At 74.1% G+C, this 14,593-nt stretch carries 16 protein-coding genes; 8 read left to right on the top strand and 8 right to left on the bottom strand.

Going from position 1 to position 14,593, the window contains the following annotated elements:
• Window positions 1-180 precede the first annotated feature (180 nt).
• Window positions 181-1,563: an MBL fold metallo-hydrolase gene (locus AMK11_RS19740; RefSeq protein WP_073728938.1), complete on the top strand. Its 1,383-nt coding sequence runs from the start codon at window positions 181-183 to the stop codon at window positions 1,561-1,563.
• Window positions 1,560-2,303 (top strand): sulfite exporter TauE/SafE family protein, encoded by a 744-nt coding sequence (locus AMK11_RS19735; protein ID WP_073728936.1) that lies wholly within the window; start codon window positions 1,560-1,562, stop codon window positions 2,301-2,303. The genes AMK11_RS19740 and AMK11_RS19735 overlap by 4 nt, the downstream gene beginning before the upstream one ends.
• A gap of 43 nt (window positions 2,304-2,346) precedes the next feature.
• Here AMK11_RS19735 and AMK11_RS19730 read toward each other — a convergent pair whose 3' ends face one another.
• Window positions 2,347-2,625, bottom strand: coding sequence for a metal-sensitive transcriptional regulator (locus AMK11_RS19730; protein WP_003978241.1), 279 nt, complete (start codon window positions 2,623-2,625; stop codon window positions 2,347-2,349).
• 79 nt (window positions 2,626-2,704) lie between these two features.
• Between AMK11_RS19730 and AMK11_RS19725 the strand changes: the two genes are divergently transcribed.
• The 3 genes from AMK11_RS19725 to AMK11_RS19715 all read left to right on the top strand — a co-directional run bounded on the left by AMK11_RS19725 (window position 2,705) and on the right by AMK11_RS19715 (window position 5,695).
• Window positions 2,705-3,292, top strand: a complete 588-nt coding sequence (locus AMK11_RS19725; protein WP_073728935.1) for a rhodanese-like domain-containing protein — start codon at window positions 2,705-2,707, stop codon at window positions 3,290-3,292.
• 85 nt (window positions 3,293-3,377) lie between these two features.
• Window positions 3,378-3,998, top strand: coding sequence for a TetR/AcrR family transcriptional regulator (locus AMK11_RS19720; RefSeq protein WP_073728933.1), 621 nt, complete (start codon window positions 3,378-3,380; stop codon window positions 3,996-3,998).
• 116 nt (window positions 3,999-4,114) lie between these two features.
• A complete protein-coding gene (locus AMK11_RS19715) occupies window positions 4,115-5,695 on the top strand; it encodes an MDR family MFS transporter (RefSeq protein ID WP_198941414.1) in 1,581 nt (526 codons plus the stop codon).
• 91 nt (window positions 5,696-5,786) lie between these two features.
• Here the strand turns inward: AMK11_RS19715 and AMK11_RS19710 are convergent, their stop codons facing one another.
• Window positions 5,787-6,299 (bottom strand): GNAT family N-acetyltransferase, encoded by a 513-nt coding sequence (locus AMK11_RS19710; protein WP_073728929.1) that lies wholly within the window; start codon window positions 6,297-6,299, stop codon window positions 5,787-5,789.
• A 187-nt stretch (window positions 6,300-6,486) separates the two neighbouring features.
• Window positions 6,487-7,014, bottom strand: coding sequence for a copper chaperone PCu(A)C (locus AMK11_RS19705; RefSeq protein WP_073728927.1), 528 nt, complete (start codon window positions 7,012-7,014; stop codon window positions 6,487-6,489).
• Between the two features lie 191 nt (window positions 7,015-7,205).
• On the opposite strand from AMK11_RS19705, the gene AMK11_RS19700 reads away from it, so the two are divergent.
• The 3 genes from AMK11_RS19700 to AMK11_RS38585 all read left to right on the top strand — a co-directional run bounded on the left by AMK11_RS19700 (window position 7,206) and on the right by AMK11_RS38585 (window position 8,884).
• Window positions 7,206-7,790: a sigma-70 family RNA polymerase sigma factor gene (locus AMK11_RS19700; protein ID WP_073728925.1), complete on the top strand. Its 585-nt coding sequence runs from the start codon at window positions 7,206-7,208 to the stop codon at window positions 7,788-7,790.
• Window positions 7,790-8,542 (top strand): anti-sigma factor, encoded by a 753-nt coding sequence (locus AMK11_RS19695; RefSeq protein WP_073728923.1) that lies wholly within the window; start codon window positions 7,790-7,792, stop codon window positions 8,540-8,542. The genes AMK11_RS19700 and AMK11_RS19695 overlap by 1 nt, the downstream gene beginning before the upstream one ends.
• Window positions 8,543-8,617: 75 nt before the next feature.
• Window positions 8,618-8,884 carry a hypothetical protein gene (locus AMK11_RS38585; RefSeq protein WP_073728921.1) on the top strand — a complete coding sequence of 89 codons (267 nt, stop codon included), beginning with the start codon at window positions 8,618-8,620 and terminating at the stop codon, window positions 8,882-8,884.
• A gap of 157 nt (window positions 8,885-9,041) precedes the next feature.
• Here the strand turns inward: AMK11_RS38585 and AMK11_RS19685 are convergent, their stop codons facing one another.
• From AMK11_RS19685 to AMK11_RS19665, 5 genes are read right to left on the bottom strand one after another with little or no spacing between them, the layout of a single operon-like run.
• Window positions 9,042-9,878: a DUF1295 domain-containing protein gene (locus tag AMK11_RS19685; RefSeq protein WP_073728919.1), complete on the bottom strand. Its 837-nt coding sequence runs from the start codon at window positions 9,876-9,878 to the stop codon at window positions 9,042-9,044.
• The gene (locus tag AMK11_RS19680) at window positions 9,875-11,185 is read right to left on the bottom strand and encodes an SAM-dependent methyltransferase (protein WP_073728917.1); all 1,311 of its coding nucleotides are present in this window, start codon (window positions 11,183-11,185) and stop codon (window positions 9,875-9,877) included. The genes AMK11_RS19685 and AMK11_RS19680 overlap by 4 nt, the downstream gene beginning before the upstream one ends.
• Window positions 11,182-12,474 (bottom strand): SAM-dependent methyltransferase, encoded by a 1,293-nt coding sequence (locus tag AMK11_RS19675; protein WP_073728916.1) that lies wholly within the window; start codon window positions 12,472-12,474, stop codon window positions 11,182-11,184. Before AMK11_RS19675 ends, AMK11_RS19680 begins: the two co-directional genes overlap by 4 nt.
• A complete protein-coding gene (locus tag AMK11_RS19670) occupies window positions 12,471-13,214 on the bottom strand; it encodes a DUF1365 domain-containing protein (protein WP_073728874.1) in 744 nt (247 codons plus the stop codon). Before AMK11_RS19670 ends, AMK11_RS19675 begins: the two co-directional genes overlap by 4 nt.
• On the bottom strand, window positions 13,211-14,491 hold the full coding sequence (locus tag AMK11_RS19665) for an NAD(P)/FAD-dependent oxidoreductase (RefSeq protein WP_073728872.1): 1,281 nt from the start codon (window positions 14,489-14,491) through the stop codon (window positions 13,211-13,213). The genes AMK11_RS19670 and AMK11_RS19665 overlap by 4 nt, the downstream gene beginning before the upstream one ends.
• Window positions 14,492-14,593 lie beyond the last annotated feature (102 nt).

Below are 14,593 nucleotides of genomic sequence, written 5' to 3'. Positions count from 1 at the left end.
CTTTCGGAGGGCACGCAGGAGTTGCACGAGGCCTGTACGGCCCCTGTACGGGCCCCGCACCGGTCTCACGCGCTCGACACCCGTCTCGATACCGATGCCGACACCCGCGTCGATACCCCCCTGGGTATATTTGTTACGGTGGAACTGGATACCCCAGGGGGTAATCGGAAGGAGAGTGCCGTGTTCTTTGTCGACGTCCTGGCGACCGAGGGCCTGGGCAACCGCAGCTACCTGGCGGGCGGCGCCCGCGCGGCCGTGGTCGTGGACCCACCGCGGGACATCGACCGGGTGATCGCCGAGGCCGCCCGGCGCGGGGTGCGGATCACCGCCGTCGCCGAGACGCACATCCACAACGACTACGTCACCGGCGGCCTGGAGCTGGCCCGCCTCACCGGCGCCCGCTACCTGGTGCCGGCCGGGGCCGAGGTGGCGTACGCGCGGGTGGCGGTGGCCGACGGGGACGTGGAGCCGGTCGACGAGGGCCTGGAGCTGCGCGCGGTGGCCACGCCCGGTCACACCCCGCACCACACCTCGTACGTCCTTCAGGAATCGGGCCGGGCGGTGGCCGCCTTCACCGGCGGCTCCCTGCTGATCGGCAGCGTGGGCCGGCCCGACCTGGTGGAGCCGCGCCTGACCGAGGAGCTGGCCCGCGCCCAGCACGCCTCCGTCCACCGTCTCGCCGGCCAGCTGGACGACGGGGTGAGCGTGCTGCCGACGCACGGATTCGGCAGCTTCTGCTCCTCGTCCCAGGCGGGCGGCGAGCACAGCACCATAGGCGCCGAGAAGGCGGGCAACCCGGCGCTCGTCCAGGACGTGGAGACCTTCGTCGCCCAGCTGCTGGCGGACCTGGACGACGTGCCCGCCTATTACGCCCACATGGGTCCGGTCAACACGGACGGTCCCGCCCCCGTGGACCTGACCGAGCCCCGCCGCGCCGACGCCGACGAGATCGCCCGGCGGCTGGCCGCCGGTGAGTGGGTCGTGGACCTGCGCGGCCGGGTGGCCTTCGCCGCCGGGCACGTGGCCGGGTCGTTCAACTTCGAGCTCGACGGACAGCTCGCGACCTACCTGGCGTGGATGATCCCGTGGGGCAAGCCGGTGACGCTGCTCGCGGGCAGTGCCGCGGACGTCGCCCGCGCCCAGCGGGAGCTGGCCCGGGTGGGCATCGACCGGCCGGCCGCGGCGGCGGTCGGCTCCCCGGCCGACTGGGTCCCGGACGGCGCCCGGCCGGCCTCGTTCCGGCGGGCCACGTTCGGCGAGCTGGCCACGGCGCGCCACGAGGACGCGGACGTGGTGGTCCTCGACGTACGCCGGGACAGCGAGCGCGCGCACGGCTGGGTCGAGGGCAGCGTGCACGTCCCCGTCCACGAGGTGCACCGCCGTCTGGGCGAGGTGCCGCCGGGCACGGTGTGGGTGCACTGCGCGGGCGGCATGCGCGCGGCTGTCGCCGCGTCCGTGCTGGACGCCGCCGGCCGTGAGGTGGTCGCGATCGATGACGGCTTCGCGGCGGCGTCGGACGCCGGTCTCCGGCTGGTCACGCCGTCGGGCGGCCGGGCCGTATGACCGCGCTCGTCCTCGCCCTCGCGGCCGGTGCCGTGGCCGGCCTGGCCCTGGGCGCGCTGGGGGCGGGCGGGAGCATCCTCACCGTCCCCGCGCTGATCTACCTGCTCGGTTTCACCCCGGCCGCGGCGACCACCGCGAGCCTGGTCGTCGTGATCGTCTCGTCGGTCACCGCACTGGTCGCCCACGCGCGGGCCGGTGCGGTGCGCTGGCGGGCCGGGCTGGTGTTCGCGGCGGCGGGTCTGCTGCCCGCCGCGGCGGCCGGGGCGCTGTCCGCGCGGATCCCCGAGACGGTACTGACGCTGCTGTTCGCGGCGCTGGCCGCACTGGCCGGGGTGCACATGCTGCGCCGCCGCACGCCCCGCGAGGGCGGCCCCGCCTCGGGCGTCCGGGCGGCCGGGGCGGGGGCCGGGCTGGGCGCGGTGACCGGGTTCCTCGGCGTCGGCGGCGGCTTCCTCGCGGTACCCGCGCTGGTGACGGTGCTGGCCGTGCCGATGGGCGCGGCGGTGGGCACGAGTCTCCTGGTCGTGACGGCCAACGCGCTGGTGGCCCTCGCGGCCCGGGCGTACAGCGCCGTACACCTGGACCTCACACTGCTCCTGCCGTTCCTGGCCACCGCCGTCCTCGGCGCGTGGGACGGCAGACGGCTGGCGGCCAGGGCGTCCGCGGGGACGCTGCGGCGCGTGTTCGGTGCCGTGCTGCTCGCCGTCGCCGTGGCGATGGGTGTCACGGCGGCGCTGTGACCGGCCGCCCACCGCGCCGCGCCGGTCAGGCCGTCGGAGCCGGTCAGGCCAGGGAGAGGAAGAGCTTCTCCAGGCGGGCCCGCATCTGGGCCGAGTCCCGCACCTCGGGGTCGTCACTGGTCATGCACTGCTGGAGTCCCGTCGCGATGATCGAGAAACCGGCCCGGTCCAGGGCCCGGGAGACGGCGGCGAGCTGGGTGACCACGTCCTCGCAGTCGCGCCCCTCCTCGATCATCCGGATGACTCCCGCCAGCTGCCCCTGGGCGCGCCGCAGCCGGTTGAGCGCCGACTTCAGTTCGTCGGCCGACATGTCGAGTTCCACGCTTCCTCCTCCACCGGGCCCCACATACCCCCGCGGGTATCCTACCCCGGGGTCGTACGCAACGAGAAAGGTTCTCCCCATGACCACCCGCACCGCACCACCCGCCACGCTGACCCCGCAGGAGGCCGTGAACCGCCTGGGCGAGTTCACCGTCGTCGACGTCCGCTCCCCCGGCGAGTACGCCGGCGGCCACCTGCCCGGCGCGCACAACGTCCCGCTGGACCGGCTGGACGAGGCCGCCGCCGCGCTCGAAGCGGCCGCCGCGCACGGACCGCTGCTGCTCGTGTGCGCCTCCGGAAACCGGTCCGCGCAGGGGTGCGACCGGCTGGCGGCACGGGGCGTCGAGGCGGCCACCCTCGAAGGCGGCACGAGCGCCTGGGCGACGGCGGGTCACCCGGTCGAGCGCCCGGCCGGCACCGCCCGTACGCCGTGGCCGATGGACCGGCAGGTCCGCTTCGCCGCCGGCTCGCTGGTCGCCCTGGGCTTCCTGGCGGGCCGCGCCTGGCGCCCCGCGCACTGGCTGTCCGGCGCCGTCGGCGCGGGCCTGGTGTTCTCCGGGGTGACCGGCACCTGCGGCATGGCGGCGGTGCTGGCCCGGCTGCCGCACAACCGGGCCGCCGGGAGCGCCGCCCCCTTCGAGGAGACGCTGGCGCGCCTGGCCGGCTGAGCCGGGGCACCTCACGGCGGCGGGCGCCGACCCATCACGAGGGTCGGCGCCCGCCAATTTTGCATGCCGTGCATCTTTGCATACCATGCAACTTATGACGGAGAAGAGTGCCGCGGGGGGCGGTCTGCGGGAGCGGAAGAAGCGGGCCACGCGTGCCGCTCTCGCCGAGGCCGCGGTACGGCTCGCCGCCGAGCACGGGGCGGAGAAGGTCACCGTGGAGGCGATCAGCGCCGCGGCCGGGGTCTCGGTACGCACCTTCTTCAACTACTTCGACACACGCGACGACGCCTTCGTGGTCATCGACGCGGACGCCAGCGCCCGCATGCGGCGCGCCGTGCTCGAGGCGCCGGCCGGGCTCTCCCCGCTGGAGGTCGTGCGCGACGCCATGGCGGCGGAGATCGCCGAGGCGGAGCAGCAGCACGAACTGTGGCGGCTGCACGCCGAGGTGCTGCACGCCTCACCGCACCTGCTGGCGCGGGGAGTCGGCGCGCACATGGCGGCCGAGGCGGAACTGGCCGAAGCCATCGCCGAGCGTCTCGGCGACACCGGCGGTCTCTACCCGCGGCTGCTGGCGGCGGTGGCCGCCACCGCGGTGCGCACCACCATGGACCACTGGTCGGCCCACCAGGAGGAAGCCGCCTTCCTGGACGTCTTCCACGAGGTGTTCTCCCTCCTGGCCGCCGGTCTCCCGGCCCCTCCCGCGTAACCGCCTCCACTCCCCTCTCCGCCGCCGCGCCGGGCGCCGGCGCGACTCGTCAGACCACCACCGAAAGAGATGCCGTGACCGCAGCCCAGGCGCCCGCCGACGCGCCTCCCACCTCCATGAACCAACGGCAGATACTCCAGGCCATGTCCGGCCTGATGGCCGGCATGTTCGTCGCCATCCTGGCGGGCACCGTCGTGTCCAACGCGCTGCCGACGATCATCGCCGACCTGGGCGCCAGCCAGTCCTCCTACACCTGGGTCGTCACCGCCGAACTGCTGGCGATGACCGCGACCGTGCCCCTGTGGGGCAAGCTGTCCGACCTCTTCAACAAGAAGCTGCTGCTCCAGCTCTCGCTGCTGATGTTCGTGATCGGCTCGCTGCTCGCGGGCTTCTCGCACGACACGACGCTGCTGATCTTCAGCCGGGTCGTGCAGGGCATCGGCGCGGGCGGTCTGACCGCGCTCGCGCAGGTCGTCATGGCCGCCGTCATCCCGCCCCGGGAACTGGGCAAGTACTCGGGCATCTTCGGTGCCGTCTTCGCCGTCGGCACCGTGGCCGGGCCGCTGATCGGCGGCGTGCTGGTGGACACCGACTGGCTGGGCTGGCGCTGGTGCTTCTTCATCGGCGTGCCGTTCGCGCTGCTGGCCATCTTCCTGCTCCAGCGCACGCTGAAGCTGCCCACCGTCAAGCGCCAGGTGAAGATCGACTGGCTCGGCGCCTTCCTGATCGTCGCCGGTGTCTGCGCGCTGCTCATCTGGGTCTCCCTGGCGGGCAACCAGTTCGACTGGGCGTCCTGGCAGACCGCCGCGCTCGTCGTCGGCGGCGTGGTGCTGCTGGGCCTGGCGGTCCTCGTCGAGGCCCGCACCGACGAGCCGGTGATCCCGCTCGACATCTTCCGGAACCGCACGGTCACCCTGACCACGGTCGCCAGCCTCCTGGTCGGCGTCGCCATGTTCGGCGGAACCGTCTTCCTCTCCCAGTACTTCCAGGTCTCCCTGGGCAAGTCGCCGACCGTCGCCGGTCTGATGAGCCTGCCGATGATCCTGGGTCTGCTGGTGTCGTCCACCGTCGCCGGACAGCTCATCAGCCGGACCGGCAAGTGGAAGGGCTACCTGGTGGCGGGCGCGGTCATCATGACCGCCGGCCTCGCGCTCCTCTCCCTGATCGACGCCGACACCCACTTCGGGCTGCTCAGCATCTACATGGCCGTCCTCGGGATCGGCGTCGGCATGCTGATGCAGAACCTGGTGCTCGCGGCGCAGAACGACGTCCCCGCGGCCGAACTGGGCGCCGCGACCTCCGTGCTGTCCTTCTTCCGCAGCATGGGCGGCACGATCGGCACCAGCGTGCTCGGCGCGATCCTCGCCAACCGGGTCGCGACCGAGATGACCAAGGGCCTGGAAAAGGCGGGCGCCACCGGCGCCGCCGAGGGCGGCTCGGGCGGCGGTCACGGGGCCGTCCCGGACATGAGCGCGCTGCCCGCCCCGATGCGGGAGATCGTGCAGCACGCCTACGGCGTCGCCACCGCCGACCTGTTCCTCGTGGCCACCCCGTTCGCGCTGCTGGCACTGGTCGCCGTGGTCTTCATCAAGGAGAAGCCGCTGAAGACCACCAGCGGCATGGAGCGCCTCGCCGAGGAGGCCGGCGAGTCCGCCGCCGCCCCGGCCGACAAGGGCCCCGCGGCGCCCGTCGCCTGAGGCACCCGGCACCCATGACAGCGGGGCCGCCCGTCCGATCCGGACGGGTGGCCCCGCTGTCATGTACGGCGGCGGGCCGGAGCGCCCGCGGTCAGATGCCGAAGGGAGCCGCGTAACGGACGGTGCCGGCTGGCAGCGGGTGGGCGGCGTCCAGGGTGAGGGCCATGAGGGCCTCGTCGGGGACGTCGATGGTCAGGCCGATGCCGTGGGCGGAGGCCCGGCCGAAGCCGAACCGGGGATAGTACTCCGGGTGTCCGAGCACGACGACGTGGTGCTCGCCGAGGCGTCCGGCCGCGGCGAGTGCCGCACGGACGGCCGCGGCCCCGGCGCCGGTGCGCTGGTGGGCGGGGAGTACGGCGACGGGTGCCAGGCAGAGCGCCGGGCTGTCCCCGATGTGGCACCGGGTCAGCAGCGCGTGGCCGACGGGGCGGTCGTCGTCGTCCGCCGCGACGAGGGACAGGCCGTCGATCCAGGCCTCCGGGTCCGCGCGCAGCGCGTCGACGAGGGCGGCCTCTTCCGGCGTGGGGAAGGCGGTACGGACGATGTCACGGACGGCGGGGATGTCGGCGCCGGTCTCGGCGCGGGTGTTCCAGGTGTGCGACATGGCTGGGTGAGGATCCGTTCCTGGTTGCGTTCGACTGGGTCAGGACGTGGCCCGGGTCGCGAGGGAGACCCGGGCGCCGCGAAGCGCGGCTTCGAGCGCGGTCATCGACCTCACCTCCCCGTCGTCCTGGTCCATGGGCTCGTCGAACGCGAACGGCCGCCAGTCTACCCGTACGGCACCGGCGGGGTCACCCGCTGGGCGTGGGGCTGGTGTCGTACACGGGGACCTGCGACTGGATGTTGAAGGTGACGGACCCGGCCTTCTCGAAGTCCAGAGTGATCTTCATGAAGTCGCCGCCGCGGACCACCTTGCGCACGTCCCGCAGCAGCAGGTGGCTCTTGCCCTGCTCCAGTTGCTGGAGCTGGTTCGGCGGGAGCTCCACGCCGTCGGGCAGGGGCTTGCCTTCGGCGTTCACGATGTCCACCGACTCGGCGTTGGAGCTGCTCGCGCCCACCAGCCGGTCGGCCTTGTCCCCCTCGTTCACGAGCCAGACGTACGCCGGGACGTCGTCACCGACCTGCCAAGGCTCACCCTTCGGCTCGGCCACGTGGGCGTAGCGGATCAGGACGTCGCCGACGCTCGCGTTCTGGCCGGGCGCGTGCCAGTCCTGCAGCTCGAAGCTGTCGTCCCCGCCGCAGCCGGTCAGGGCCAGGGCCGTCGCGGCCACAACGGCGGCGGCTGCGGTTCGAGCGGTTCTCCCGCGGGTGAGCACCATGGCACCTCCAGTACGGCGGTCGGCATCCGCGCCCGGGTTGCCCGCGGTCCGGAGTGCAAACGGCTGGTCATGCGGCAGGCCAGTGCCGCCCCGCCGGACACCGTGGGAGGCTCGCGACCAATCCGCGGGCCGTGCGGCCTCGGATTACCCGGGGGCACCCCCGCCCGTCGCGTTCTTTTGGAGACACCCTCGTGAAGGAAGCCGTACACATCGGCAGAAATCCATCGGCCCAGCCTGATCTGCAACAGCTCATCCGTGAGGTGGCCCTGGGCGATCAGGACTCCTTCGCCGCGGTCTACGACGCGGTGGCGGGGTCGGTACTCGGGGTCGTCCGGGCGGTGCTGCGCGACCAGGCGCAGTCGGAGGAGGTCGCGCAGGAGGTGCTGGTGGAGGTGTGGCGCACGGCGCCCCGCTACCGGCCCGAGCGCGGCACGGTGATCAACTGGATCCTGACCCTGGCCCACCGGCGGGCCGTGGACCGAGTGCGGTCGGTGGAGGCCGCCGCGGCCCGCGACCACAGGGCCGCCCTGCTCGACCGTACGCCCGAGTACGACGAGGTGACCGAGCAGGTGGAGTCGCGGCTGGAGCGGGAGCAGGTACGGCGGTGTCTGCGCACCCTCACCGAGATCCAGCGCCAGTCCGTCACGCTCGCCTACTACCGCGGCCTGACCTACCGGCAGGTCGCCGAGGCGCTCGCGCTGCCGCTCGGCACGGTGAAGACGCGGCTGCGCGACGGTCTCATCCGGCTCCGTGACTGCCTGGGGGTGAGCGCGTGATGCGCACCGATGACCTGCACAGCCTGACGGGCGCGTACGCCCTGCACGCGCTGCCCGACGACGAACGGACCGCGTTCGAACGGCATCTGGGGCACTGCGGCCCCTGCGAGCAGGAGAGTCTGGAGCTGGCCGCGGCGGCGGCCCGGCTTGGCCTGGCCACCACCGTCACCCCCGGCCCCGTGCTCAAGGAGCGGGTGCTGCGGCGCATCACCGCCGTGCGCCAGGTGCCGCCGGGCGGCGGGACGGTGGAGCGGGCGCGGCGCGTCGTCCCCCGGGGGCGGGGTCTGGCCCGGTGGGCGCTGGCCGCGTGTGTCGCGGCGGCGGCCGGGCTCGGCGGGACCACCGTCTGGCAGTACCAGCGGGCCGAGGACGCCGGGGAGCGGGCGGCGCGGGCGGAACAGCGGGCCGGAACCCTGGCCGGGGTGCTGGCCGCGCCCGACGCCGAGTCCCGCACCGCGCGCCTGGCGGGCGGGGCGACCGGGACGCTGATCGTGTCCGAGCACGAGGACCGGGCCGTGTTCCTGGCCTCGGGCATGGCCGAGCCGCCGCAGGGCAAGGTGTACCAGCTCTGGTTCGACGACCACGGCACGATGCGACCGGCGGGCCTGATGGAGCCCGGCCGCACCAGTCAGGCGGTGCTGATGGAGGGCGCCGTGGACGGCGCGGCGGGTGTCGGCATCACGGTGGAACCATCGGGCGGGTCCGAGCAGCCGACCTCCGCGCCGATCGCGCTGATGAACATGCCGGCCTGAGCACGGTGGTCCCCGCGTCATCGGCGCCCGCCCCTCGGTGCCCGCCGGGCGGGCGCCGATGCGAGGCTTCGGGCCATGGCTCTCTCACCCACGCCGGACGGCATCACGACCCGCAGCGCACGTCCGGAGGACTTCGACACGATCGTCGCGGTGGTCGACACCTGGTGGGGACGCCCGGTGTCCGGCCTGCTCAACCGGCTCCACCTGGACCACTTCCACCGGACCAGCCTGGTCGCCGAGGGCGAGGACGGGCAGCTCGCGGGCTTCGTCGTCGGCTTCCTCTCCCCGTCCCGGCCGGGTGAGGCGTACATCCACTTCACCGGAGTCGCCCGGTCGCCGTAAGAGCGGTTCTTCGCCGAGGCGCGCCAGGCCGGCCGCACGGTCGTCAAGGCGGTCACCTCGCCGCACAACACGCGCTCCATCGCCTTCCACACGGCCCTGGGCTTCGAGTGCTCCGAGCCGGTGGCCGACTACGACGGCCCGGGGCAGCACCGGGTTTTCACGGGCCGTCCGCTCCGTTCCCGGGCGCGGGGCGGGGCGGGCGCGGGAAGAAACCGCTGGTGCGTGCCGTGTACGCGGCCCACCCGGGGCGGTCGGCCATGTGCCGTTCCAGCAGCCGCTTCCCGCTGCCGCCGATCAGCAGGTACGTCATGACCAGCGGGGAGAGGACCGACACGGCGGCGGCCTGGAGGCCGGCGTCGCAGGCGATCAGGAACAGGCCCCACCAGACGAGGAAGTCGCCGAAGTAGTTCGGGTGCCGGGTCCAGCTCCACAGCCCGCGGTCCATGATGCGGCCCCGGTTCGCCGGGTCCGCCTTGAACCGGGCCAGCTGAGCGTCGCCGACGGCCTCGAAGCCGAGCCCCACGGCCCATCCGGCCGCCCCGGTCCAGGCCAGGGCCGTCATCGGCCCGGAGCCGTACGAGGCGGCCTGCACGGGCAGCGACACCAGCCACACCAGGGCGCCCTGGAGCAGGTAGACCACGCGCAGGGCGTAGAGGTTCCGGTTGCCGCGGGCCTTGGCGAGCATGGCGTCGTAGCGCGGGTCCTCACCGTGGCCCCGGCCGCGCCGGGCGATGTGCGCGGCGAGGCGCAGGCCCCAGACGACGGTCAGGACGGCCACCAGGGCACGGCGCCCGGGGTCGCCTCCCCCGGCCGCCTCCGTCGCCGCCCAGGTCACGGCGGCGACCGCGGCGAACCCGACGCCCCACGCAATGTCCACGACCCGGTGCACGCCCTTGCGCACGGCGACCGCGAAGGTGACCAGCATGACGGCGAACGCGGCGCCCGCCGCCCAGCCGAGACCCGACGCGAACGCGCCCCACGGGAAGCCGCTCACGGCCGGTCCAGCTGCTCGTACCACTCCCCCGGCGTCGCCGGCATGCCGCTGACCCCCTCACGGGTGGGCCGGACCCCGAGGATCTGGTCGACGCCCATGCGCCGCTGCTCGAAGGCGAGCGCACCGCCGGCCAGGTACAGCCGCCACACCCGCGCGGTCTCCTCGCCGACCAGGGCGGTGAAGTCGTCCCAGCGTTCCTCCAAGGTGCGCGCCCAGGCGGAGACCGTGCGCACGTAGTGCTCGCGCAGGGACTCGACGTGGCGCACTTCCAGGCCGGCGTCCTCCAGGAGCTGGACCGTCTCGCCGAGGGGCCGCATGTGCATGTCGGGTGCGATGTAGCCCTCGATGAAGGCTCCGCCGCCGGGCGCGTTGCGGCCCCGGGACATCTGCTGCACCAGGACCCGGCCCCGCGGCCGTACAAGGCGGTGCAGGGCGGCGGCGAACGCCGGGTACTCGGCGTCGCCGACGTGCTCGCCCATCTCGACCGTGGACACGGCGTCGTAGTCCCCACCGGTGATGTCGCGGTAGTCCTGGCAGATCACCTCCACCCGGTGCTCCAGTCCGCGCTCGCGCACCTGCCCGCGCACGTACGCCGCCTGCTCCTGGGCCAGGGTGACCGCGGTGACCTGCGCCTTGTGCCGTTCGGCGGCGTACAGGGTGAGCGAGCCCCAGCCGCAGCCGATGTCCAGGAGGCGGGCGCCGGAGGTCAGGGCCAGCTTGCGGCAGATCAGCTCCAGTTTGGCGTGCTGGGCGCCGACGGGGCTCGCGTCGGCGTCCTCGCCGGTCCACACGCCGCACGAGTAGGCCATGGTCTCGTCGAGGAGCAGGCGGTAGAAGTCGTTGGAGAGGTCGTAGTGGTGGCTGATGGCGGCCCGGTCGCGGGACCTGCTGTGCAGTCCGCCGCGCTGGCGGGCCTGGGAGGCGGGGGCGGCCGGGCGGGGGCCGACGGCGCCGAGGCGCACCGCGGTGCCGACGGCGCGGGCCCGGTCGCCGAGGCGTGGACGGGGCGGGTGCAGCCGGCGCTCGCGGGCCGCCGCCCACATCCGGCGCAGGCCGTCGGCGAGGTCGCCCTCCACGTCGAGTTCGCCAGTGACGTAGGCCTGCGCGAGCCCGAGTTCGCCGGGCTGCCACAGCAGACGGCGCAGGGCGCGCCGGGACCGTACGACGACCACCGGGCCGTCGGCGGGGCCGGTCTCGGAGCCGTCCCAGGCGCGCAGCCCGAGCGGCAGGGGGCCGCCGAGCGCGTCCTCGACGAGCGCGGCGAGCCGGTGGGCGGTGCCGGGCCGGGTGGTGCGGGCGGTGGTCATCGGGCCGGGCCCTCCTTGGTGAGCAGGTACTGCTGGACGTCGAGGTAACCGGCCCGGAACCCGGCCTCGGAGTAGGCGAGGTAGAAGGTCCACAGGCGGCGGAAGGTCTCGTCGAAGCCGAGGGCGCCGACCTCGGCGGCGCGCTCGGTGAAGGTCTCCCGCCACAGGCGCAGCGTCTCGGCGTAGTGCGGGCCGAAGGCGTCCCGGCGGGCGACGCGCAGCCGGGTGTGGTCGCGGACGGACTCTTCGACGGCGGCGGTGGAGGGGATCTGGCCGCCGGGGAAGACGTACTTGGTGATCCAGGTGTGGGTGTCGCGGGCGGCCAGCATCCGGTCGTGCGGCATGGTGATGGCCTGGAGGGCGGCCCGGCCGCCGGGGGCGAGGCGGGCGTCGAGGGTGCGGAAGTAGACCGGCCAGAACTCGGCGCCGACGGCCTCGATCATCTCGACGCTGACGACGGCGTCGTAGGTGCCGGACTCCTCGCGGTAGTCGCGCAGTTCGACCCGGACGCGGTCGGCGAGCCCGGCCTCGTGGGCGCGCTCCACGGCGCGGTCGCGCTGTTCGCGGGAGAGGGTGAGCGTGGTGACGTGCGCGCCGCGTGCGGCGGCCCGCAGGGCCAGCTCGCCCCAGCCAGTACCGATCTCCAGCAGCCGGGTGCCGTCGCCGACCTCGGCGAGGTCCAGCAGCCGGTCGATCTTGCGGTGCTGGGCGGCGGCGAGCGATTCGCGGCGGGCCGGGAAGCCGAGGAAGACGGCGGAGGAGTAGCTGAGGGTGTCGTCGAGGAAGAGGGCGAACAGGTCGTTGGACAGGTCGTAGTGGTCGCTGATGTTGGTGCGTGCGCCCTCGGGGGTGTTGCGGCGGGCGGCGGGCCGGCGCTGGTGCCACAGGCGGCGCAGCCGCTGGAGGGGGGCGGGGACGAGGTCGGGGGCGTGGGCCGCAAGCACGGTGAGGGCGCCGACCGGGTCCGGGGCGTCCCACTCGCCGGCCATGTAGGACTCGCCGAAGCCGATGAGTCCCTGGGCGCCGATCCGTCCGTGGAAGGCATCGGGGTCGTGGACCTCCAGCAGCGGTCCGCCCAGCCCGACGGTGTCCCCGTCGGCGAACCGCACCCGCAGCGGCAGCCGCTCCAGCGCCCGGCGTACGACGGCCGCGGCGAGGGCGCGGCGCGCACCGGAGGCCCGGGGCGGAGCAGCCACGTCGGGCCAGCGGGTCGGGTCGACGGGCGTGCTGCGGGCGCCCGGGGGCCGGGGCGCGGCGGTGGGGCGTGGGTCGGGGTGGGTCGCGGTCATGTCGCCTTCTCCGTGGTGCGGTGGTTCGGGCGCGGCTGGACGGGCAGGCCGCGCAGATACAGGCGTATTCCGTGGCGGCGGATGCCGGCCGACACGGCGAGGGTGGACAGGGGGTGGCGCAGCGCGAGGCGCAGCAGGGCGGGGCCGGTGGGCTCGCGGCGGCTGCCGCGGACGGTCGCGGTGAACGGCCGGGCGCCGGGCCGGTCCAGTCGTACGGTCAGGTCGAGGCGGTCGCCGGGGAGCGGGAGCCGCATGCGGTAGGTGCCGTCGACGGGGAAGAACGGGGAGACGTAGAAGTCCTTGTCGGCGTGGGCGACACCGGCCTCGTCGGGGTGCAGCAGGTAGGCGTGCCGTTCGCCGTAGGTGTTGTGCACCTCGGCCACCACGCAACGCGGGGTGCCGTCGCGGCCGTGGCACCAGTACAGGGTCAGCGGGTTGAAGACGTGGCCGAGGACGCGGGCGTGGGCGAGCATCATGACCCGTCCGCCCTCCAGGTCGACGCCGCGTGCGGCAAGGAAGCCTTCGAGGGCGGCCCGCAGGGTGGGGGCGTCGCCGGTGAAGTGGTCCCGGGCGCGGAAGCCGGCGAAGGGACGCAGGGGACGCGGCAGTTCGGGGAGCCGGTCGAGGTCGACCAGCCACATGTAGGTGCGGTGGCGCAGGGTGTGGCGGATCGGTCCGGTGCGTACGTGGACCGTCTCGCAGGGATAGAGTCCCGGGCGGCCAGTGGTGGGCCCGGTCACCAGGTGACTCCGAGGGCCGCGGCGGCCTCCACCCCGGAACGGCAGCCGTCCTCGTGGAAGCCCCAGCCGTGGTAGGCGCCGGCGTAGGCGGTGACCGGCGTGCGCAGGCCGGGGAGGCGGCGCTGGGCAGCGACCGACTCGGGCGTGTACACGGGGTGTTCGTAGGTCATGCGGACCAGCACCCGGCCGGGGTCGACCCGGTCCTCGCCGCCCAGGGTGACGACGTAGGTGTCGGCGGCGTCGAGGCGTTGCAGGCGGTTCATGTCGTAGCTGACGCGGACCCGGTCGGCGCCGGCGTCGCAGGCGGGCATGAGGTAGTTCCAGGAGGAGCGGGCTCCCCGTGAGCGCGGGAGGAGGGCGGTGTCGGTGTGCAGGAGGGTGGTGTTGCGGGAGTACCGGAAGGCGCCGAGCACTTCCTTCTCCTCGGGCGTCGGGTCGGCCAGCAACTCCAGCGCCTGGTCGGGGTGGACGGCGATCACCACGTGGTCGTACGTGTCCGTGGTGCCGTCGGCGGCGGTGATGTCCACGCCGTCCGGGTGCCGGGTCACCGAACGCACCGGGGTGGCGGTGCGGACGTCGGGCAGTCGCCGGGCGATCCGGTCCACGTAGGAGCGGGAGCCGCCGGTGACGGTGCGCCACACCGGTGAGCCGCCCACGGCGAGCAGGCCGTGGTGGTGCAGGAAGCGGAACAGGTAGGCGGCCGGGTAGCGCAGGGCCGTGGCGGCGTCGCAGGACCAGACGGCGGAGACGACCGGTGTCATGAAGTGGGCCCGGAAGTACGGCGAGAAGCCCTCGCGGTCCAGGAACTCCCCCAGGGTGAGTCCGGGGTCGTCTTCGGCGAGCAGCAGCCGGCGGGCGGCCCGGTGGAAGCGGGGCACCTCGGCGAGCATGCGCAGGTACGGGCCGCGCAGGGCGTTGCCCGGGCGCGCGAGGAGCCCGGCCGGGCCGCGGGCGCCCGCGTACTCCAGTCCGCACCCCTCGCACCGCACCGACATGCTCATCTCCGACTCCTGCGTGGCGACGCCGAGTTCATCGAAGAGGCGCAGCAGGTTCGGATAGGTGCGGCGGTTGTGCACGATGAACCCGGAGTCGACACGGTCGACCCGGCCGTCCGCCGACGTCAGGTCGTGGGTGTGGGCGTGCCCGCCGAGGCGGTCGTCGGCCTCGTAGAGGGTGACGCGGTGCGCGCGGTCCAGTACGTACGCGGCGGTCAGCCCCGCCACTCCACTGCCGACGACGGCGGTACGGCGTGCGGCCTCCCCTGACGCTCGCGGCATCGCTTCTCCTCCACCCCTGGTGATCAACAACTGGCGTGGGTAATCCGGGGCCGCGGGCCGGGCGGATTGGCGGAAGTTCCGACGACCAGCCCGGGCCATCCG

This window comes from Streptomyces sp. CB02414 (genome assembly GCF_001905385.1).
Classification (GTDB): Bacteria; Actinomycetota; Actinomycetes; order Streptomycetales; family Streptomycetaceae; genus Streptomyces.
The sequence above is the reverse complement of the archived record's forward strand: the minus strand, read 5'-3'. Positions and strand labels throughout refer to the sequence as shown.

Excerpts from the sequence above, each read along its gene's own strand:
- AMK11_RS19705 (WP_073728927.1), bottom strand. The coding sequence starts at position 7,014 with ATGGTGCTCACCCGCGGGAGAACCGCTCGAACCGCAGCCGCCGCCGTT.
- AMK11_RS19725 (WP_073728935.1), top strand. The coding sequence starts at position 2,705 with ATGACCACCCGCACCGCACCACCCGCCACGCTGACCCCGCAGGAGGCC.
- AMK11_RS19720 (WP_073728933.1), top strand. The coding sequence starts at position 3,378 with ATGCAACTTATGACGGAGAAGAGTGCCGCGGGGGGCGGTCTGCGGGAG.
- AMK11_RS19715 (WP_198941414.1), top strand. The coding sequence starts at position 4,115 with ATGAACCAACGGCAGATACTCCAGGCCATGTCCGGCCTGATGGCCGGC.
- AMK11_RS19710 (WP_073728929.1), bottom strand. The coding sequence starts at position 6,299 with ATGTCGCACACCTGGAACACCCGCGCCGAGACCGGCGCCGACATCCCC.
- AMK11_RS19675 (WP_073728916.1), bottom strand. The coding sequence starts at position 12,474 with ATGACCGCGACCCACCCCGACCCACGCCCCACCGCCGCGCCCCGGCCC.
- AMK11_RS19735 (WP_073728936.1), top strand. The coding sequence starts at position 1,560 with ATGACCGCGCTCGTCCTCGCCCTCGCGGCCGGTGCCGTGGCCGGCCTG.
- AMK11_RS38585 (WP_073728921.1), top strand. The coding sequence starts at position 8,618 with ATGGCTCTCTCACCCACGCCGGACGGCATCACGACCCGCAGCGCACGT.
- AMK11_RS19695 (WP_073728923.1), top strand. The coding sequence starts at position 7,790 with ATGCGCACCGATGACCTGCACAGCCTGACGGGCGCGTACGCCCTGCAC.
- AMK11_RS19680 (WP_073728917.1), bottom strand. The coding sequence starts at position 11,185 with ATGACCACCGCCCGCACCACCCGGCCCGGCACCGCCCACCGGCTCGCC.
- AMK11_RS19665 (WP_073728872.1), bottom strand. The coding sequence starts at position 14,491 with ATGCCGCGAGCGTCAGGGGAGGCCGCACGCCGTACCGCCGTCGTCGGC.